Origin of the sequence: Anatilimnocola aggregata, assembly GCF_007747655.1 — a bacterium.
GTDB classification, from domain to species: domain Bacteria; phylum Planctomycetota; class Planctomycetia; order Pirellulales; family Pirellulaceae; genus Anatilimnocola; species Anatilimnocola aggregata.
Genome location: NZ_CP036274.1, coordinates 1,662,301 through 1,682,831, shown reverse-complemented (window position 1 = coordinate 1,682,831; position 20,531 = coordinate 1,662,301). Strand labels below are relative to the sequence as shown.

Below are 20,531 nucleotides of genomic sequence, written 5' to 3'. Positions count from 1 at the left end.
CGAAGTGCTAGGTCCGAAGAAATGCGATTGGGATGGCGGCGAAGCGGTGGGCTACCGGCCACATCGTCAGATCAAGCAGCATCGCTACAGACCGTAATCTTTCAGCCGCACAGATTGAGACAGCAGCATTGCTATCGCTGCGCTGATAGCCGCAATAGGCTGCTAGTTATCGCCGCTCCAACAACTCAGCCAGGTGCAGCACTTCAATTGTCTTCCCTTCGCGGTGCAAGCGCCCACCGATGTTCATCAAGCAGCCCGCATCGGTCGAAACGAGACAATCGGCCCCGGTGTCGAGCACGCATTTCATCTTGTCGTCGACCATGTTGCCACTGACGGCCGGATAGCGAACCGCAAACGATCCGCCAAAGCCACAGCATTGGTCCTGATGATGGAGCGGCATCAACTCCGCGCCTTGCACATGGCGGATCAGCGTTTCAGCTTCCGTTTGCTGCTTTAGCATGCGTAAGTGACAAGCAAAGTGATAGGCGACTTTGCCGTTGTACTTCGCCCCTACGTCGGTCACCTTCAACTGGTTCACGAGAAAGTCGCTCAGCTCAAACGTGCGCGCTGCCAATTGCAACGCAGCAGCATGCAGCGGCTCGTGATGTTCGAGCAGATGCGGATACTCGACTTTCAGCATCGCCGCGCAACTCCCCGACGGCACCACGACGGGATCGTCGCCAGCGAACACGTCGATCGTATGCTTCGCCTGCTCGCGCGCCAGGTCGGCATACCCGCTGTTGTACATCGGCTGCCCGCAACAAGTCTGTGCTGACCGAAACTCCACTTCGTGTCCCAAACGCCTTAGCAATTTGACCGTGGCAATGCCTGCTCCGGGACGCATTACATCCCCCAGGCAGGTAATCATCAGCAGGATTTTCATGGCGGGCGAACTGGGCGAGAGAACGGAAAACGCGGTGCGGCCAGCAACTCTAGCAAACACCTGCGGGCCTAAGCAGATTGAGCCTGTATCACGATGATAGATTGCTGCCGTTGCGGAAAGCCCCCACCAACCATCCCTCGTCCCAATCCACCAACTTTCACCGGCAGAACATCTTGCCGCGCACGCCGTTCCAAGGTAGATATAGAAGCTGTCCGGAGGGTAACCGAATGGCTAGGAGACTGATTCGAAATCAGTTGCCCCGTAAGGGGTTGAGGGTTCGAGCCCCTTGCCCTCCGCTTCTTCAGCATCCCAAGCCGCTGGCGTTCAAATGACGTAAGCGGCCTTCTTTTTTGGGTTTGCGTCTCTAACATGGATTGGCGAGAATTTGGTTTCTCGACCTCGAAAGCCCCAAAGGTTCGATAAGACGTGCGATAAGCGTTCGATAAGACCCTTCGGGACGTTCGATTAGGCACTCATTTCAGGGGCCTCTTTGTTTGAAGGTTCTGCCCATGCCTACTCGTTCCCGCACCGTCTGGAAACAACGCGACGATGGTCAGTTTGATTGCCGCGTTGGCTGGAAGCTTAACGCCACCGGCAAGCGCGAACAGCATCGCTTTCGGCTTGGTGCCGATCTCAAGGATGCGCAACGGCGCGATCATTTGTTGCGACTTATGTGGCACCGCATCGAAGAAGCAGATGGTACCGGAGCGGTCTGGTCGGACGAGACGTTAGAACTCGCGAAGCTGGCGGCTCGCGGCACAGTCCATTTTCATTTGCGCCGCACACTCGACGAAGGCGTCGTGCCTTATGTGCAGCGAGTCAACCGGCTCCGTCGCACATTTCCGATGCTCGCGATCCTGCCCGAACTCGAATACGGCAGCGCGTTTGGCTTTCAATTGCTGAACACGCTGGAGAAGGCGTTCACCGAAGCGGAAGTTAATCTGGAAGCCCGGAGCGCTGCCGAAGTAGCTGCATTCCGCCGACAGTTTGAAGCGGCGCCGAATAAGGCACCAGAGCAAGACACGGGGCCGTACTTGCACGCTGCACTCCGTGAGTACATCAAGTGGCTGGAAAGCGAATACAGTAATCCCGACGATGGCGTAACTGCTTGGGGACGAACCCAAATTCGTCAAGTCGAATCACTTATCGACCACCATGCCGATGAAAAGCTGGCTAAGATTGATCACGCGGCGGTGGAGCAGCTAATCACCTATTGGCGGAAACGTCCGCTTCGCAAGGGCTCGAAGACGCAACGTGTCTCGAAGAAGTCTTCGACCCACTACATCAGCGCTCTCAAAAGCTTTTTCAAGTGGCTACACGCGCGCCCGGCGTTTGGCTGGCGCAAGCCGGAAAACTTCGACGATCTCAAGACGCGTGTGATGGCGCTGGACGCCGAGCGACACCGGCAGATTCTGCCCGAGCAAGTGTTCTCGCTGGACGAGCTCAAATTGCTATTGAAGTACGCCGATCCGCTCGATCGGTTGTTGATTCTGCTTGGTCTGAACTGCGGCTTCGGCGCCGCAGAGTCCGCCAGCCTGTTGGTGGGCGAAGTCTTCATCCGCACGCCACACTCCGAACGGCACAAGGAAATGCTGGGAGTTGAATTGTCGCCCACCGATTCTTTCATCAAACGCATCCGCAGAAAGTCGGGGGTGTACGGCGAGTTTCTTCTCTTTGCTGAAACCACCAAGTCGTTGGAATGGGCACTCCGCGAACGCCAGAAGCTTGGCTTGGTTAAGCCAACAGACAAGCTTGTTGTAAACACCAACGGGAGGCACCTCGACAAAGCCACTAGCGGCGGAAATCCGAATCGGCAAATCCCCAATCGTTTTGCTCGGCTGCTTAAACGCATTCGGGAAGATAACCACGAGATCACTGCGTTGCCATTCAAGATGCTTCGGAAAACTGGCGGCGACCTAGTGAAGCGATTTTCTGATGGAGAGATTGCTGGCATCTATCTATGCCATGGACAACCCGTGGCGAGCGACGACCTGTCAGATGTGTACACCACTCGGCCGTTTGGAAAGCTGTTCGCCGCGTCCCATCGGGTTGAGGAATATTTGTCTCCAGTTTTTAGTACCTGAAGGTGACGACGCACAAAGCTCAGAAAAGCCGATTGATGGACTGAAAATCCATGTGTCGCCGGTTCAACTCCGGCCCTGACCACTCAGAAACCCCTTGTTTTCAAGGGGTTCTGTCGTTTCTTGGGCAGGCAGTTTTCCATGATTTACTGCCATTTATCGCCTGAAAGGTCCCGGAAAGGTCTCACCGCTGGACACTCTGGGGATGAGAATTTGCCTTGATCTGACGCAGAGTGACCAGACTTGTCACGGCCTCACTTTACCCTGCGCTGATTCCCGGAAATATCGGATCGACCGGTAGCGGGTAGTCGGATTCTTCTCCCGCACGGATGATTCGACACATGACCTGCTATACCCCAGCCGATGGGATTACCTACACTGCTGCCATTGAAATGCTGCGTTCTCTAGCTTCCTGCCCGGCAAGCCAAATGGCGAAGAAAAAATCAGCAAAGTCAGCCCCGAAAGCTGCGCAGCCCTCGCCCGCCCGCAAGCGGAAGTCTGCTCCTATCACACGCGATGTTGGCCCTCAAGCAAAAGGGCCTCGCCTTCAGAAGCTGCGCGCGATCTTGATGCTGGTGGAAGCAACTGCAGAGTTTCCCGATGTCACAACATTTGCCGCTGTTGAATTGCACGGCGACGTTTCCGTAAGCTCCTCAGACTCGACGGAATCCAAAAAATACATCGAAGAGGACAAGAACTACGCTGACACCGTCTCGTTTACGATGAACAGCAATGAAGTTCTCAACACGCTCGTCAACTTTTGCGATGTCTGGATTGAGCACGGCTGCAGCAAGTGCATCCGCTTCGGGTTTTACAGTCCGAACAACTACACCGCTGAGAGCAACACCGAACGGACAAAGGCTCTGGGAATAACCTGGCCAACAGGGCCGATGCTCAAATCCCTAAAAGAACTTGATTTCGACTGCCCAAACGTACTCGATTCGGCGAAACGGGCAGTCTTGAGCGAGTACGAGTCTCAAGCGGCTCGTCATGGCCTCACCTCGACACCGAGCAGTTGTCCCCTCGGTCGCTTGGAGATACTGCAAGGTTGGTCAGATGAGCGGTGGAAGGAATACTTTCGTCAGATCCAGTGGAAATTCGGCGAGGATGACGCAGAGGAAATTATCGACGAGATAGTCACTGCCATTCAACGAAGCCCTGCGTACAGCCAGCAACTCGCCGGCAAAGAGCAGTTGATCATTGCGGTGCTTCTGGATGAACTTGACAAACGGCAAGCCCTGCCTGATCGGACTCGCCGCCTGATTCACGTGGCAGAAGTTCTGCTTGTATTCAAAAATGTAGAAACCGGAACCGTCATCCTTCCAGATCCAACTTGGCAGGCTTGGGAGCGGTTGCCTCCGCCGACGGACACGCGAAACATTGCCGATAAGGTCGTGGCGGTTTGTCCTGATGTTACCGCGCAGAAGTTGGGGCGATGGGCTCGCCGGGCAGCGAGCAGCCTCGATGAGCAACGGGCTTTTGCAGGCGACAAGGGGACTCTGGCGCTCAAATGGCGGATAATATACGACGCCTGCGAAGAGGCCTTAACCGAGGACATAGCTACTCCACCTGCCGACGAAACCGCAATGGAAGCTGCGATGTCGGTTCTGCTTGAGACCGCGAAGGAGAGGTTTAGGCAGCTGAAAACCCAATACACCTACAAGCTGTCGAGCGACCCGTCGATCGAAGGGCTAGTTTACGAACTCTTTGATAGCTGTTACCTCAGCTTCGAAGGAGCGACGTAGCCGTGAACGCAACCGAACTGGCCACTAAAAAACGGATGATGTTCATCAAGGGAGAGGACTTCAACTTCCTCACCTACAATGTGCTAATTGTTCTGGATGCGTTTAAGTGCCATTCGGAATCCGTCACTTTCGAAGGCCACCAGAAGCTTTCCTATCTAATCGACCTCGTCTCCTCTCCCGGCCTTGCGCAAATCATTGACCGCTATCACAGACTCGGCTCAAGACTGAACAAGCGTGACATTCATTCACTCTCTGTGGCCTACGCCAACGGCGCTTCCCGCAAGCATTTCGTGGCGAGAGTGATTCACTCACTCGCTACCCGAGGCCTGATTTCCGTGCGTCAAGGAAAGCAGAGCGTTGGCCTAGACCTCTGGCTCAACCTCGAAAGCATTCCAGCCACCTTCTTGTCGAGCGAACTCTATACGCCGGAGCGTGACAACATTGTTCTTCTTAGAAAATGCTCCAGCCGTCTTCGAACGCTAACTTTCGATACATTCATTGAGAAGTTCTTCGGGGAACAGGGGGTGCGGCTATGGCATACTTAGCGATCCGACGCCTCACATACGAAGGCAAAAACTACTCGTACGAGTCACCGGTTTTCGGTGATGGACTGAATATCCTTGAAGGGCCGAATGGCACCGGCAAGTCTACGTTTGCGAACCTGATCTACTTTTGTCTTGGCGGAAGCGTAGACGAGTTCAAGGCCAACTCCAATGAGCGCCACGAGGAAATCACGAGCGATGAGAATAATTACGTTCAGCTGCTGATTACAATTGATGGCCGACCCTACACGCTGAAGCGGTTGATCGGGACCAATGACGTAGCGGTCCTTGACGATGATGAATCAAAGATTTTTCCAATCACCCGAGGTGAAGGCCGGCAGTTTGTTTTTTCGGATTGGCTGCTTGGAAAGCTCGGAATTGAGCCCGTATCCATAAACTACGGCTTGCACTCAGGCAAGCTAAACATCACAGACTTTATGCGGCTGATCTATCACGATCAGGCACCTGACCCATCTGGGATTTTCAAAGCGGTAGACAAAGAATCCTACGTCACCGATTCGCAGGTATTTCGAGAAGCAATCTTTGAAATACTCGTTGGTAAATCGTACCAAGATTACTACTCTGAACTAGCCGCTCTACGCGATGCGGAGAGAGACAGGTCCGCTGCAGCGAAGGCATTGGAACTTTTCAAAACGATGGCAAGTGATTTTTCGACTCCTGAGGAGGAGTTGAATGCCATTTTTCTCAACAAAAAGCTCGAAGAGCTACGCGACCAGCAGTCAAAGCTTCTCAACTTCAGGCGCGAGCTGGCGAAAGCGCCACCCCCGCAAGCACCTGGCGTCGATCTTCCTGCTTGGCAGAGAGAGTTGCTCGCAACTCAGATCAAAATTTCCGGTCTAGCACGAAACGAGGCTTCGCTGCTCGAAGAAGTCTCGCGTTTGGAGCAGCTAAAATCGGAGTTAGTCGCCGAGTCAACGCAACTCAGTAAGATGATGTTTGCGCACGAAGAGCTAAAGTTGTTTTCATCGAACACCTGTCCATACTGTCTCAAAGACGTTCAACGAACTCCCAATAAGTGTGTCTGCGGAAGTGATGTTGGCGAAGCAGATTACGAGAAGTTCTTCTACGATTCTGCCGAATATCTCTCGATTTTGAAGTCGCGGCAGAAAAACGTTCAGACGGTTGATCTAGCGGCCGGCTCAGTAAGAGATGAATTAGCCTCACTTCGTGCAGAAAAACAGGCGATTGCGAGTGAAGCCCTTAGAATTGAGAGGATGATCGCTTCGGCTGTTGATGAGACAGATAGCAAAATCAATCTTCAGCAGTTTGAAGAGGCGGAGGAGCGATTGTCATCGGTTCGAAAGCGGATCGGTGAGCTAGAACAGGAATTTGAAATCGTTACGCGCAAGGAGAAGCTTCAAAACGAACTCAACACAGCCAAGATCAAACATGAGAAAATCGGCTACAGGGTAGCTGAACTTGCGGCTGCGGCGCGGGCAGACATCCAAGCCAAGCGAATTACGTTTTCCAATATCTACAGCCGCATGATGGTAAACACTCTGCAGGATTGCGATTCTGCGTCCATCAACGATGGGTATATGCCAATCGTCAACGGCGGCAAGTACACCGAAAAGAGCCTAGCTGTACCTCGGCGATTGCTGTACTACGCGACGTTGCTTGAAATGAGCTTGACCGATGATTCCGTCAAGTTTCCGCGATTTTTGCTAATTGACACCCCAGAGACCTCGGGAATCGACGCGGAAAATCTAAACGCCTCAATTACGCGACTTGTTGAGGTCATTGAGAATGGTGAGAAAGCTGGCAAAGCTTGCCAAGTGATTTTCACGACCGGTATTGGAAAACGCCCTGAAACCACAATGCCGTTCGTCTTCGCTGTTCTCAGTAAGCCCGACGGGCGACTACTTCGCCCCAAGCCAAAGACTCCTGAACCGCCTGAAACTGACCAGCCAGTTTTAGAAGGCCCATCAGTTTGATTCTCTTGGCAAAGATTGTGCAAAAGCCTGACACGCAATCAATTGGAGCCGATACCGCTCCGCTTCTCCGGCAAGCTCGATGAGGGCGAGATCAGAGACAACATGCGGTCCAGAATGCTCACCTCCGATGGAGGCTGCATCACGTCTGCTGGAGGAAGTGGATACAGGCACGCACTTGGCTGGCTGCATCCGAAGAGCGCTAAGACGAGAATTGAGCTTAGCCAGTTCATTCTGGTAACCACGGGACACCTCCTGTGTTTGTTTCTGAGCGGCCTCGCAGGCCAAAACCATTTCTGATTCTTTCGCCTTCACTGCAGCATCCTTCACGCCATCGAGTCGCCACCCATTCACGACCGCTCCTGCGGCGAATGCCAAAGCAAGCCCGATCACTAGGCCGTAGGGCTTAATCCTTCCGATGATTGCAGCGATCATCTTGCCCTCGATCCATGGCCCATCTGGCCAGCTGCTTTGCTTCCGGGATGCCGCAGATAGCTGCGAAAACACCAAGGCCCATCCAGGTCAGGCTTCCGTTGTACGCCATGAGCAGAACGCACAGTGAAAGGATCACGACAGCGATTGCCATACGCTCAGTCTTATTCAACTTCATAGCTTCACCTTCCCGTTATCCGACATGCTCTGGGGGACCGCGACCGGATACGTTTTGGGGCGGACCGCGAATAACCAAAGAAAGGTAAGGTGAATGCGTGAAGGATGGGAGAAACTGGAGATAGGGCCATGTCCCTACGACGAGCAGGCAGCACAGACGGTTGATCCGGGCTTCAGCGAGGCAAACCGCAGGGAATGCACTGCGATGATCGAAGCAATCCGCCGAATGCACGGGCCGGAACGCCGTAATGCTTGGCGACCTCCGGCGGCGTCAATCGTGCCGTACGTTTCAACGGCATCGCAGCGAGGCAAGCTGCTAGAATCTGGCGTGCGGCCGATGGTGATAGACCGCCTGCCCGAATGTCGCATGCCTCCACGGCCGCGGGGAGGCCAGCGAGTGCAGCCCGGCGGCCGGCTTCGCGGATCATCGCCCGCACGTCGCCGTGCTGGTTTGGGAAGAACTCGGGCTGGGCCTCAAGTTCGTTGAGGTAGGTCAATTGCTGATGAATCCATTTGTGCATGGATGTACCACGCTCAGGCACCCATTTCGGTTTTGCGGCCGCCCGTATCGCGATCAACAAACTACCGTTAAAATCCGCCTATTCAAACTGCGGTACGACCTTTTCCAGGTGTGAAATGAGAACCCTGCCTCGCGTTTCACCAACTCCCGAACAGCTGCCTCTGATTACAAACACGCGCCCCGGCGTGGTGATTATTCGAGGTGCCGCGGGCAGCGGAAAAACAACCACTGCCCTGCTGCGCCTCAAGCAGCTTTCTGCGTTTTGGCTCGCACGGCGAGAGCGAGAACAGATTACCACTCCGGTTCGCGTTCTGGTAATCACATACAATAGGACGCTGAGGGGCTATATCGCTGATCTTGCAGCGCAGCAGATTATTGGTCGCGCAAATCTGGACATGGAGATTTTGACATTTGCAAAGTGGGCAAAGGGGATTCTCGGCAATGTTAAGGTTGTTGATCCAGCGCAAAACACCGAGTTGGTGCGACTTTGTGGACTGCTCCCTTTGCCGACTGCTTTCGTACAGGGCGAGGTCGACTATCTGCTCGGCAGGTTTATCCCAACTAGGCTCAGCGACTACTTGACTTGCCGAAGAGACGGCCGTGGAGCGATGCCACGAGTTGATCGTGCAATGCGTCAACGGATACTCGATGAAGTCGTCGCACCATATCTCGCTTGGAAGCGAGAAGCACAAGTACTTGATTGGAATGACTTAGCAATTCAATCCGCTGACGTTGTGGAACCGGCCGGATACGATGTGATTATCTCTGACGAAGTGCAAGACCTCTCGGCCAATCAAGTACGTGCCTTGATGCATTTCGCAAATGATCCATCGTCAGTAACGTTCGTTTTGGACGCCGCGCAACGTATCTATCCTCGCGGATTTACTTGGGCAGAAGCAGGAGTTGAAGTAAGTCCGGCAAATAGTCATCGATTGAGCAAAAACTATCGAAACACCAAAGAGATTTGTCAGTTCGCGTTGCCTTTGCTGAACGGTCTGGAAATCGGCGACGACGGAACTTTCCCCAATTTTGACTCATGTACTACTACTGGTCCGAAGCCAATTGTTCTGAAAGGACTTTTTCGCAATCAAGTGCAATTTGCGATCAACTACCTGGCAGAGCACGTGGACTTGTCAACTGAATCCGTCGCCTTTCTTCACGCCAAAGGTTGGTTTGATTTTCTAAAGCAGCAACTCGACTCTAATTCATATAGTTATATAACGATTACCCGGCAATCCGAATGGCCGCCTGGGGATGAGAATATTGCTCTGTCGACCATGAGTTCTGCCAAAGGACTGGAATTTGACTATGTTTTCCTACTTGGCTTGAGTGATGACGCTACGATTGGTTCTGTAGACGTGGAGGATTCTCAGCTCGAAAACCTTCGCCGGCTATTCGCCATGTCGATAACACGAGCCCGAAAGGCCGTCGTGGTCGGCTATAAGCCAACAGAGGAATCTCACCTTTTGTCGTTCCTGCAACACGATACGTTTGAGGCAATTGACGTATGACAGCAACGATTGTTCGGAGTCGCGCAATTACGGAACTTCTCCACTTCACGACTAATCGGGGGATTACCGGGATATTGGCAACCAAGGCGATTAAAGCGCGAGACAGACTTAGTGCCGAGGCATATCTTGAGCACATATTGATGTTGAATTGCCCAGACCGGTCACGTGACGCCGCTTGGCATGACTACGTAAACCTATCCATTTCACAGATAACTACACTAATAGGTCCATCAACCGGTCACTGGCACCCGGACTTTGACGGCTGGTGGTGCATAATGTCAATCGATCCAGAAGTTCTGTCACACGATGGTGTTGTGTTTTGTACTACAAACAACATGTATTCAGGTTGCCGGCGAGCCAGGGGGCCGGAGGGTCTTGAAGCCCTGTTCGCCGATTCAGTCACACAGTGGTCAAGCAGTCGCTCCAGGTCGGTGGCGAACCGGCCCCCCGAGCGGCACGCATCAATTCCGACTTGCATTCAGGCTGAGGCGCTTTATCCCGTGGAAGTTCCATACCAATATATCCGACGCATTTATACTCGGAGCGAGGAGCATAGCGATGCAATACAGGCGATGTGCGGCGCTTTAGACATTCCGCCAATTGCATGCGAAGTCCAACTCCGCCACTTCGAGTAAGCCATGGAACTAAATCAACGAACACGACGTTCTGCACTTTGGGCCGCCTACGGCGATGCGCTTGGGTTTATTACTGAACTTGCAGACGAATCGATGGTGAAACGGCGAACGGGCACAAGGACAATCGATGGCCTAGTGCCTTGGACACGTCGAATCGGCGGTAAGTTTGGAACCGATATTAGACTGCCAAAGGGTTGCTATTCTGACGATACACAATTGCGTCTTGCTACAAGCAGGTCGATCCGTGGAAATGGCGAGTTTGATGTCGAAGCGTTTGCAAAGGTGGAGCTTCCAGTTTGGAGCAGTTATGCGCTGGGAGGTGGAAATGCGACTAAGTGCGCGGCAGAACAATTGTGTTCTCCAGACTCTCGATGGTTTTCTAACTTTTTTCAAACCAAAAAATCAGACTACGTGAAAGCTGGTGGCAATGGCGCAGCCATGCGAATTCAGCCACACGCGTGGTGTTCACCAACTCACTCTTCGACTTGGCTTTTGGCGAGAGACATCATTCGTAATTCCGTGGTCACACACGGTCACCCTACTGGAATTCTCGGGGCAGTCTTTCATGGGCTCTGCTTGAAGTTCGGCATGGACCATGGACGCGTCGTGCAGGCGGACGAGTTGGGTGCAGTATTTGAACTTTTGAGCAATATCCCAAAACTGATCAGAGAAGACCGCGAACTTAGCGTGTTTTGGATACCACAATGGGAGGACAAGGCCTCCCAGAGGCTTGACGTTGGGTTTCACGATTCATTCCAAGAATTACGCCGTGACCTTGATAAGGCAATGGTCGCGACCCAGCACTATCAATCCGATATCGAAAAGCCTTATCACGACCTGCTCAATGACTTAGGTGGATTCGCGAAGGCTACATTAGGTTCGGCCACCAAGTCGGCCGTATTTGCATGGTTTTTAGCAGTGAAAGCTCAAAAAGAGCCCCTAAACGCAATTTCGGTTGCGATCCATGCGCTTGGCAGCGACACAGATACGATTGCATCAATGGCCGGGGCGCTAATAGGTTGCGGAGCGTCATGTGATCCTCCAGAGGACACTATGGACAAGTCGTATTTGATAAGTGAAAGCGATCGGTTGACTAAGATTGCTGAAGGTGGAGTGGCGGATTCGTTCCGTTATCCCGATTTGCTCTACTGGAGATCGCCTAAAGTGCAATTGGACGCTATCGGTGTAAAGGACGGGCAGTTTTTTGTTGCGGGCTTGGGCATGGCAAAGCCTCTCGATGTAGTCGCTGATGGCAAAGCGAAGGACCTATCTTGGCAATGGTTTGAGTTAGAGTTTGGGCAACGGGTTCTTTTGCGGCGCAGAGAGTCGCCGAATCAACTTTCAACAGAATCTCTCCCTCTGTTTGAGAAAGAGGGTCGTGCTGTGACTGAGCGTAAGAATGCACAAGATCATTCGCCCTTGAAAAATAGCGAAGCAAAGAGCTTAGGTACAGAGCAACGACTGAAACCTGCGTCCGTAAACCTTGCGGCGGACGATGTGATCAAGTCAAATTTTGATGCAAAGATTATCGGCGCTTGGCTTCTTCGTTTTGCTAATGAAAGTGAAGGTGGCGTTGACAAGGCAATTGCGTTTGCCGCAATCGTTGCTAAAGCGAAGAATGCAAGAATGCTGCGCGACTCGCGAAAAACCAATTAATGACATGGCTTTGCCTCGAATTCATACGCGCTACGCGGGAAGAATTCGTCTTAGCACTGCTAAGCCGTCGCTGATGCGTGTTTTCAACGTACCAATTGGGATGCTCATGTGAACGGCCGCAGCGGCATACGTGCGGCCGCCGAAGTAAACCGCCTCGATTGCCTGGCGACTTCGCGCAGGCAGTTTCGCCACGGCTTCGCGCACGATCCGAAGCATCTGAACTACGAGCATGCATTTGAACGCGAGCTGCGCAAGAAGGGCCGCGAGAACCCGGAGTTCCGCCGCAACTATTACCTCGAAGACACGGTCGAAGAGGGAAACATCGTCTCACGGGAACGTCTGCTGTCCTGTGCGCGGTCCGGAATGACGAAGCACGGAATCATCATTCCAACCGAGAAGCTCTTCTTCGGCGTCGACTTGGCCCGTGTCTCCGATCACACCTGGGTATCGATCGTGAATGACCGCAACGACATCATCACCTGGATCAAAGTCCCGCACCTCCCGTACGAGCAGCAGATCGAACTCTTCCTTGCCGAGCTCAAGAAGCCAATCAAAGCCAGCAGGAAGCGAGCTGACGGTTCGGAGGAAGAATACACCTGGACGATCTTTGAACGCATCCAGGGCGTACGTGGTGACTCCACGGGGCAGGGAGATATGCCGATGGAGTTTCTTCAGGCACACTCCGGTCTGCCGGTTGGACTGGACAGCGGCGTGAAATTCACGCTTCAAAGCAAAAACGACCTTTACATCAATTTTGAACAAGCAATTTTTCGTGACGTGGGCGATAAAATGCGGTTCTCATACCCGGCCGATCATCCGCTCACGGCAGAATTCAAAGATCAAATGACCCGCCTCTTGCGTGAATATAAGGGTGATGGAGAATATCTCGGCGTCCACCATCCGGATGAACCGGATGCGAAAGATGACGCTCCCGATGCTTCTGCCTTAGCATTATTTGCAGCCAATGGCGGAGGGATGGGGGATATTTTATTTCTGTAGGTACTGCAATGCGAAGCATCTGGGTCTGGCTCATTCTGCTAGTCGGTATAGTTTCGGCGTATTGGGTGTTTAACCAGTGGACGATCTGGCCAGCTGTCCACGTCAAGTGGTTTAATAACACATTGCCAACTGCAACTTCGGAGGACATGGCGAAATACGGCCAATTCGGTGACATGTTCGGGGCGCTGAATGCACTGTTCACAGGCCTCGCACTCGTCGGCGTGGTTGCAACTCTGCTTCTGCAAATCTGGTCGCAGAATCATCAGGCGCGGGAGTTCGCGACCGCTCACGAAAACACGCGACTAACCGGTCAGCTAGAAGGCGTCGGCATGATGCTGGCCAGAGTTAATTCGCTTCTGGAACGGACAGAAGGAACGACGAGCGAATGGGAGTTGGGGCAGCGGCAAAAGTGGATGGCAGAACGACGGGCTTACGAGGACCATATCCGGACGATTAACAGACGCTTCGGATTTGAACTTCCACCGATCAGCGATGATCAACCGCCCGCGCAGCAAAAAGTCTAGCGCTGGCTACGATTCTTCGGGCACACTTCCGTCATAGCAACTCTCCGCTAAAGAACCGTTTAGGAAGCGATTATCCTACCGCACAAGAGTTTGCACGACAATCAGCGATTTCGGTGATTTCGCCGCATGCATTTGCCAGAAATTACGTCAGCTTCGCCGCAATCGCCCGCACTTTAACGATCAGCTCATGAGCAAGCTTCTCGATCGACTCATGATCTTCCGTCAGGCAACTAAAACAGCCATCGAAAGTTTTCTTGTTCACAATTGATGTTTTGACAAGAAGATCGATCTGGATCCCAGCCTTTGAGCGTGTGCCCACGGTGGCGCTGACTATCTTTCTGAGGGGCAAGATTGGCCGCTCAGTTCGATGCTCACCGCTAGCGCTGGCGAACTTCGTTGCGAGGCGGAGTCAGGGATAGTTCAACAGGCGATCTCGGCCTACGAAACCGGCGAAGCAGGTTGCGGTAATGTTCTGTGTCCTAGTACACTCTATTTTCGGTGGCTTCTGTCGCCTAGATGAGCGAGACCAATGGGAAAGCGTGATCGAGTCAGCAAAACAAACAAAGCGTCCAATCCACTTAAGGGCTACGGCGCAATTGCTCTGAACTACATAGCGACCAAGCCCAAGCGTTCAGTTGCGGCTCTCGCAATATCTTTATTTCTTGGGTATCTCTACCTGCATCCGTGTATTTTGACTGGCTGGTTTCCTCCAAAGCCAAAGAGTGGCCCAACGGTCGTGTACATCGGCGGCGACAAGACGCTAAAACGTCGCGGCGACATAGTTTTTATCCATGGCTTGAATGGAGACGCATGGTCGACATGGGGCGACAAAGATGCCGACTTCTATTGGCCGAAGTGGCTCTCAGCGCAAGTGCCAGACGTGTGCGTCTGGTCGCTGGACTATGACGCGGCATCGAGTCGTTGGCAAGGGTCACCTATGCCCACAACGGATCGCGCGGTAAATCTGCTTGACCAAATGGAACTTAAAGGAATCGGCCAGAGGCCGGTAATTTTTATCTGCCACAGCCTAGGCGGAATCGTCACAAAAAACATGCTGCGGGAAGCTGCAACATTGCGCGAACCCAAATACGAGATTATCGCCCACCAAACTAAAGGCGTTGCGTTTCTAGCGACACCGCATTCGGGTTCGGATGCTGGCGCGTTGCCAAAGCTGTTTAAGATTTACTGCCGCACAGATCTAGTGGACTCGCTAGATCGCAACAACAGTGCTTTGCGGGATATAAACACATGGTATGCAAGCAACGTTTCGTACTTCAACATAAAAACACTAGCCCTAGTTGAAGGCCTTGATACTCGATTCGTAGGCCGAGTAGTTGACGAAACAAGTGGAAATCCCGGAATCGGCGGTGACGTCATACCGATTTCAGTCGATGGAGATCACCTGACAATCTGCAAGCCGACATCGGCGGACAGCCACTGCGTTGAGCGAGTGAGCCGTTTTATTGATGAACACCTGACGCCCATACCTGAAGCGGTCGAAGTTTCGTTGACCGATGTCTTACATGAACTTCGAGCATCTAAATCAAGCGACGCATCGGAGCGAATAATCAAGCCTCTCCGTAACAAGAAAGTGACTTGGGATGCGATCGTCACCGACATCTACCCTCAAGAGAAGAATGATGTGCGAAGCAAACCATCATACAATATCAAGGAGTCGCTGACATCAAATGACATTTCTGATGTAATCAATGCTCAATTTGTACGCCATAGTCAATCGTTCGACAGCAGCCTAATTTCAGGTACAAAGGTTCGCATCTCTGGCGTTGTCACGGAAAAGTCAACAGCTACTCGCATAAACCTCAAGGAATGTGAATTGATTAATCCCTGAGGGCAAGTCGATTGCGCACGCAGTTTCGCAAACTTGCGTCCGTTTGCCAAGCGCCAGCAAAGCAATGCTACGGGGCAACTTGCTGCCGCAAGGCGTTGATTTGTTGCTGTAGATTAATAACTTGCCCTTGAAGCTGTTGCACATCTTGCGCAAGTTGTGAACTAGATGAACGTGGCACCGTGCAAGGGCTTGGCACGCAACTCCGTCGTCGACCTAAGGCAGATGCCTCACCTGCGCCAATGCTGCCAAAAAGTGCAATCGCGATTGCAAAATGCTTACACAAAGTCATCCGATTCTCCTAATTCTACGGTTCTGCAATCGGCGCACCGGCACCTCTGCGAAAACCGCATGAGAGAGTCGCAGCCTAGGCGGTCTGGGGCGGATAGTCAACTGGAATTATGACAATATAGGGCACATAGGAATCTTGTGAGGACTGCCCTATGCCATCCGCATTCCAGCTAGCCCTTTGTTGCTTCGGCCTTCGCCAGCCGCTCACGGACTGTCGTGACTGTCTCTCTGAGCGTTTCGAGAGTGCTTTCTGTCTCGTTTAAGTCGTCCCACAATCGGTTAATCTCGTTTTGCACAGAGTGACCCACCACCCCCAATTCCTCTTGCTTTTTGAGGCGCTGATCTAACTCAAGCAACTTGTAGCTTAGCGCACCCAGGTCGGTCTTTTCTAAGCTGTTTAGTCTGTTGTTGATCGTGAATACATTGTTGTATAAGTTAAAAAGTGCTGTCAAAGATGTTGTTAGCAGAATCACAGCAACACTTGCAACAAACGCAGCCGCCAGCTTGTTTTCTGTCCACTTGAATGGCGGCGGCGCTGCAGTGGCATTTTGCGCAGAAATCGCTGCGGCTACGGCGGTGGAGATTTGCTGAGAGGCAAGGTTTACGGCCGCCCTTGCCGCCTTTTCTGCTGCTTCCGAAACGTCGTTTGGTACATTCGTCATATTAAATCTCCGGCAGGGAAGTTTCTTGGCAACGGCTATTCTATTTAAGCCCCATCCCTTGTACAAGAAATTAGGCGAAGCGTTCGGCTTTGTGCCAGCGAAGGCCCCAGCCGCGCCCACCGTCGGAACGCGGAAGTGGAGCAGCGCCGATGGGACGTTCTCGGTTGATGCGAGCTTCCCGGGGCAGATCGGTGACAAGGTCAGGCTCAGAAGCCGGACGGCAAGACGATTTAACTCGACGTGGCTCTGCTGATTGGCAGCTTTGATACTGCGGCATCCCGCGGCCGGTTGGCAGCAATCTGGATGTACTCGGGGTTCAGCTCGATACCAATCGCATGTCGGCCGTGCCGAAATGCAACTAGCCCGGTCGTTCGCGCGCCGAAGAATGGATCGAGAGCAGTCCCGTCTGCCGGACAACTGCCATGATGCACGGCTCGATCAATTCAGGAGGGAAGGGTTGGGTCCTAATTGTCGACTATTCCATGTTCGCCGAGAGCTGAACGGTCTCTCTCAGCGTCACTTGTGCAGAAACGGTAAGGGACTCAGCGACCCGGCCGTCCGACAGTCCAAGCGGTCGCAGAAAGCCAACTCGCGACGATTTGAATCTCACGTTCCAGAGGCAGCAGCAAATTGCCGCAATCACGAACATCATGAAATGATGGCAAACAGGCCCAGAGCTTCTCTGCTTCGCCTCTCCGAACCAACATTCAAGGATGCCCCATCAAGACTCCACTTTTGGAACTATATTCTGGATCCATCAGCAATTGCTTAAGCCCACTTGGAACATCCTTAAACATCAATGCGCGGTCTTGCTTCGTATACTTCGCCCATAATGGCAATGCCTTGTAAGCCAGATTCATGTGGTAGTCCAACGAGACCGTCCCTCTATCTTGTGGATCATTGCCAGCGCGACTCTGAAACCAACGATTGAACTCAAGTGATCCAGGCTCATACAGATAAATGTAATCACCCTGAGTACCAGGACCAATACTGCCTGTTGCCCGAGGAACGCCCGGACCTGGGAGTAAAAACGATTTCATTGCAGACTCTGCTACCCCATGGCAACTCATACAACTCGAAACACTTAAGCGGGGACGTAGCTTGCCATCTACTATCGCATTCTGCGCTACTGCTCCATCGTTCGGCCCTGACAACCGTCCACCGTAGCCCAAGGTCTCGGTTGCATAAAGTGGTGCCAAGGGATTTATTACGCTCTGCTTCAGCACGCCATTCGGATCAACGGCGGAATTCACATCCGCATCATTTCCCCACATGACCCCCAGGGCGACCATCTTATCCACTCCATCACCAGGCGTGTCCTTGTTATACACGAAGGTCGTAAATACCCAAGACGTTTGCGGAGCGCTCTTTGAGTCCTTCACAATGATATCAATCTGGAAAACTGGTGCCTGAAACAGAACTGGGGGCGTCCCACTCGCACCGCCTGGCAGCGGAGCAAAAACATCCCAGCTTGGAGCACCGTCAAGAATCGCCCAGTCGTCTGCCGTAGCGGTGGTCAGAGCAACCTTAACAATGATGGCACCCTCTTCATATTGCGCCTTCGTTACATCTGGATGCAGCGCATCGCTTCCCCAAATTCGCCCAAGCGTGTAACCGGCAACGTCGTTGTAGTACACAACAACAAGAGTCGTCATGTCCTTTTTGAGATTGGACAAAGGAAACATGGATCTCGGAAATCCTGATCCCGTGTAAACGCCATGAATCGGATCCTGTATGGAAAACAACCAAGGAATGTTATACCATCCTGCGCGGGCCGAATCCCACTTCTTATAGTCAAGGATTAATGTCTTCAGATCCTGGCTCAAATGCTTTTTGAGGGCCTCGGCGTAAAGAAGTGCGTTGTCGGACGAAAGTGGCTTGCCGTTTAGCGCTCGAACCCAAGGAGCCTCTTTTAGAGGAGCAGGACGCTTCGTTGGATAATTATGGCTCAGTTTAAAGATCGGGCCATTATAATCAGGCGGAAGTGGAGTACTGGAATTCAGAAACGGGTCGACAGGGCCATCTTCGCCGCGGCACAAAAACGGAACGGCCGCAACTATAAGCAGTTGGAATGCGAACAATGCATATACCGGAGTCATTCGTGACATACTACCGCTCCAAGATCTGGACAGTGAATTGCACGGCGCGTTATTTCTTATCGCGAAGATAGTTTAGTTCTAGCAGGCGATTGGAATGAGTAACGTGTTCGTCCTGGGTCTCTGGAGGTGTCACCCGCCCACGAGCCAGAATCACACTGAAGTCACCGCCCACAAGTTGACCTTGTGGCCCATGACACCCAACACACCCCCCAGTGTTCAATTTCTTCCAAGCCTGTCCCGCCGGAGCACCCGGCCGTTGAAAAGTATTGAATACGACCTGGCCTTTGGTAAGTTCCGATACAATTTTCGTCGCACCGTCGTAGCGTCCCATCCTGTCAAACAAGGCGAAATCATAATTGCCCGCATGCCGGAACGATGGAGGATTAAAGTCGTCGGCAGGACTAAGCGTACCGCTGAATTGCTGCAACGGAACATTTGTCTCTACTACTTCGTTCGCCATGAAGAAGCTAGCCTTATGATCTAAGCTGAGAGCATCTGATTCTGACCTGTCTACAAAACTCGGAAGAGTGCTGCCTTGAACGTTTACAAGCTTATAGTATTGCCACACGGCACTGGGATCGTATTTGCGAATTGCTGCCTGAGCAACCCTGTTTACGGCTCTAACTTCACTCGATATCTCGTAGAGACGGCGGCGCACGGCAATCGGAGTCTTTAATCCATGAGTAAATGGGACTAAATTCTGAAAAAACAGCTGCTTAGAACCTTTGGGCATCTCGGGACTGCCGGGCACGGGAAACACCTCTTGCCCCTTAGTCACGGTTGACTTGAATATTGTGAGTTCTGGTGCAAAAGGAGGGATGTCACGGAATTCTGATTTGATAAGACCGTCAGGTTCCTCAACGACGGTGCCATCAACGTCACGGATGTTATCAACCTGGCTAAAGGATGTGTAAATAAACACTGGTGATGATTCGGTTTTGTGAATAATATGCAGGGCGACAAGCCCCCACGTCTCTTCTTTGTAGCGTATTTCTGTGCCCTCTCTTACGTAAAATCGGACGCGATTGGTATAGAACCGAGAGGGGTCTTCGCTGTCGCCCAGTCGTCGCCAAGCAGATTTAGCCTCCATGCTGCCGATGCTTTTCTTTACGGGATCGCTTGAAGGCAGCCTCACATATGGAACCTTGAAGTTTTTTTCATCGGACTGATGAAGGTTATAAGCAGCGTTGGCACGCATTTCGCCAGGTGTTCCCTCCGAGCCCTCAAACAGCCGATGCTGTGCGCTGTACTTGTACAACACTCGATTAGCCTTAGCCTGATACAAGATCCTGCTGTTCGAAATGCCTGCACTCATATCACACAGGAGTATCTCATTCGTCTCATCGAGATTATCAAATGGCGATTCCGTCGCTGCCTGACCCGTCGCTGGGGGTATTAAACCGGTGTCATAAGTATATACCGGGAGGGCGTCGTACCCATAATCTTTCGCGGGGTCGTTAACAAAACCGTTTGGTTCTCCAGAACCCCCCGGAAAAATCTCCGATTTATGCCTAAAAGTCTCCCACACTACTTGCCCTGTTACGCCTTTCTCACCATAGCGACGTTGAACGTCCGCTTCGTCTCGTGACCCAAAATTACCCTTCTGAGGCTTGGCTGGCCAAGTGTGTGAAATAAACTGCTCCCATGCAAAAATCGACGCTTCCGTCAGGTTGTTGTTTTGGCGGCCGTTTAACGGCGGCAAGTCAAACGGCTTTTCTGGGGAAATCGAGATCGTGATGGAAGTGCTATTTGACACTTGGGCAATTGCCATCGATCCCCATGGTCCAATAAGCGAAATGATAGCGACCCAAACAACTGAGTGCTTTGGAGGTAGCATGTGGTGTTAATCTCCTTTGCGGTGGGCAATGAGTTCTTTAAGGCTACTGTGATGCTTTTGGTCTATTTATTGAATTCAGCCATGAAGTCTGCCGATGCATCTGGCGCACCATCGACTATCCACTGGACTATGAAGGCTA

Annotated in this window: 19 protein-coding genes and 2 tRNA genes; 12 read left to right on the top strand and 9 right to left on the bottom strand. The window is 52.4% G+C overall.

The features are described from left to right. Positions 1-166: 166 nt before the first annotated feature. Positions 167-883 (bottom strand): (Fe-S)-binding protein, encoded by a 717-nt coding sequence (locus ETAA8_RS06555; RefSeq protein ID WP_145086585.1) that lies wholly within the window; start codon positions 881-883, stop codon positions 167-169. A 214-nt stretch (positions 884-1,097) separates the two neighbouring features. On the opposite strand from ETAA8_RS06555, the gene ETAA8_RS06550 reads away from it, so the two are divergent. From ETAA8_RS06550 to ETAA8_RS06530, 6 genes are all read left to right on the top strand, one after another. Beyond that, a tRNA-Ser gene (locus ETAA8_RS06550) sits at positions 1,098-1,179 on the top strand. 213 nt (positions 1,180-1,392) lie between these two features. Then, a complete protein-coding gene (locus ETAA8_RS06545; protein WP_145086582.1) occupies positions 1,393-2,967 on the top strand; it encodes a hypothetical protein in 1,575 nt (524 codons plus the stop codon). Between the two features lie 16 nt (positions 2,968-2,983). Then, positions 2,984-3,049 (top strand) — tRNA-Phe (locus tag ETAA8_RS34430). Positions 3,050-3,305: 256 nt separating this feature from the next. Further along, positions 3,306-4,709: a hypothetical protein gene (locus tag ETAA8_RS06540; RefSeq protein ID WP_145086580.1), complete on the top strand. Its 1,404-nt coding sequence runs from the start codon at positions 3,306-3,308 to the stop codon at positions 4,707-4,709. Between the two features lie 2 nt (positions 4,710-4,711). After that, positions 4,712-5,254, top strand: coding sequence for a hypothetical protein (locus ETAA8_RS06535; protein ID WP_145086577.1), 543 nt, complete (start codon positions 4,712-4,714; stop codon positions 5,252-5,254). After that, on the top strand, positions 5,242-7,206 hold the full coding sequence (locus ETAA8_RS06530; protein ID WP_145086574.1) for an AAA family ATPase: 1,965 nt from the start codon (positions 5,242-5,244) through the stop codon (positions 7,204-7,206). Before ETAA8_RS06535 ends, ETAA8_RS06530 begins: the two co-directional genes overlap by 13 nt. Here ETAA8_RS06530 and ETAA8_RS06525 read toward each other — a convergent pair. Next, entirely contained in the window at positions 7,198-7,638 is a 441-nt protein-coding gene (locus ETAA8_RS06525) for a hypothetical protein (protein ID WP_145086571.1), read from the bottom strand. The two genes, ETAA8_RS06530 and ETAA8_RS06525, sit on opposite strands and share 9 nt — an antisense overlap. 347 nt (positions 7,639-7,985) lie before the next feature. After that, positions 7,986-8,333, bottom strand: a complete 348-nt coding sequence (locus ETAA8_RS06520; RefSeq protein ID WP_145086568.1) for a hypothetical protein — start codon at positions 8,331-8,333, stop codon at positions 7,986-7,988. On the opposite strand from ETAA8_RS06520, the gene ETAA8_RS06515 reads away from it, so the two are divergent. From ETAA8_RS06515 to ETAA8_RS06505, 3 genes are read left to right on the top strand one after another with little or no spacing between them, the layout of a single operon-like run. Further along, on the top strand, positions 8,332-9,843 hold the full coding sequence (locus ETAA8_RS06515; protein ID WP_202921617.1) for a 3'-5' exonuclease: 1,512 nt from the start codon (positions 8,332-8,334) through the stop codon (positions 9,841-9,843). The genes ETAA8_RS06520 and ETAA8_RS06515 overlap by 2 nt on opposite strands. Further along, on the top strand, positions 9,840-10,478 hold the full coding sequence (locus ETAA8_RS35855; protein WP_145086565.1) for a DarT ssDNA thymidine ADP-ribosyltransferase family protein: 639 nt from the start codon (positions 9,840-9,842) through the stop codon (positions 10,476-10,478). Before ETAA8_RS06515 ends, ETAA8_RS35855 begins: the two co-directional genes overlap by 4 nt. A 3-nt stretch (positions 10,479-10,481) precedes the next feature. Then, positions 10,482-12,134 (top strand): ADP-ribosylglycohydrolase family protein, encoded by a 1,653-nt coding sequence (locus ETAA8_RS06505; protein WP_145086563.1) that lies wholly within the window; start codon positions 10,482-10,484, stop codon positions 12,132-12,134. Between the two features lie 30 nt (positions 12,135-12,164). On the opposite strand, the gene ETAA8_RS35850 is transcribed toward ETAA8_RS06505, so the two are convergent. Next, positions 12,165-12,293 carry a hypothetical protein gene (locus ETAA8_RS35850; RefSeq protein ID WP_391484816.1) on the bottom strand — a complete coding sequence of 43 codons (129 nt, stop codon included), beginning with the start codon at positions 12,291-12,293 and terminating at the stop codon, positions 12,165-12,167. Between ETAA8_RS35850 and ETAA8_RS06495 the strand changes: the two genes are divergently transcribed. Further along, positions 12,243-13,133: a hypothetical protein gene (locus ETAA8_RS06495; RefSeq protein WP_238397694.1), complete on the top strand. Its 891-nt coding sequence runs from the start codon at positions 12,243-12,245 to the stop codon at positions 13,131-13,133. The two genes, ETAA8_RS35850 and ETAA8_RS06495, sit on opposite strands and share 51 nt — an antisense overlap. An 8-nt stretch (positions 13,134-13,141) precedes the next feature. After that, positions 13,142-13,657 (top strand): hypothetical protein, encoded by a 516-nt coding sequence (locus ETAA8_RS06490; RefSeq protein ID WP_145086554.1) that lies wholly within the window; start codon positions 13,142-13,144, stop codon positions 13,655-13,657. Positions 13,658-13,799: 142 nt separating this feature from the next. Here the strand turns inward: ETAA8_RS06490 and ETAA8_RS06485 are convergent, their stop codons facing one another. Continuing rightward, a complete protein-coding gene (locus ETAA8_RS06485; RefSeq protein WP_145086552.1) occupies positions 13,800-14,006 on the bottom strand; it encodes a hypothetical protein in 207 nt (68 codons plus the stop codon). Between the two features lie 180 nt (positions 14,007-14,186). Between ETAA8_RS06485 and ETAA8_RS34425 the strand changes: the two genes are divergently transcribed. Beyond that, positions 14,187-15,506, top strand: a complete 1,320-nt coding sequence (locus tag ETAA8_RS34425; protein WP_202921616.1) for an esterase/lipase family protein — start codon at positions 14,187-14,189, stop codon at positions 15,504-15,506. Positions 15,507-15,964: 458 nt separating this feature from the next. Here the strand turns inward: ETAA8_RS34425 and ETAA8_RS06475 are convergent, their stop codons facing one another. The 4 genes from ETAA8_RS06475 to ETAA8_RS06460 form a co-directional block, all read right to left on the bottom strand. Continuing rightward, a complete protein-coding gene (locus ETAA8_RS06475) occupies positions 15,965-16,456 on the bottom strand; it encodes a hypothetical protein (protein WP_145086549.1) in 492 nt (163 codons plus the stop codon). A 230-nt stretch (positions 16,457-16,686) separates the two neighbouring features. Then, entirely contained in the window at positions 16,687-16,887 is a 201-nt protein-coding gene (locus ETAA8_RS35845) for a DNA methyltransferase (protein WP_202921615.1), read from the bottom strand. Positions 16,888-17,163: 276 nt separating this feature from the next. Further along, a complete protein-coding gene (locus ETAA8_RS06465; RefSeq protein ID WP_145086546.1) occupies positions 17,164-18,564 on the bottom strand; it encodes a hypothetical protein in 1,401 nt (466 codons plus the stop codon). 40 nt (positions 18,565-18,604) lie between these two features. Then, positions 18,605-20,392: a hypothetical protein gene (locus ETAA8_RS06460; protein ID WP_145086543.1), complete on the bottom strand. Its 1,788-nt coding sequence runs from the start codon at positions 20,390-20,392 to the stop codon at positions 18,605-18,607. Positions 20,393-20,531 lie beyond the last annotated feature (139 nt).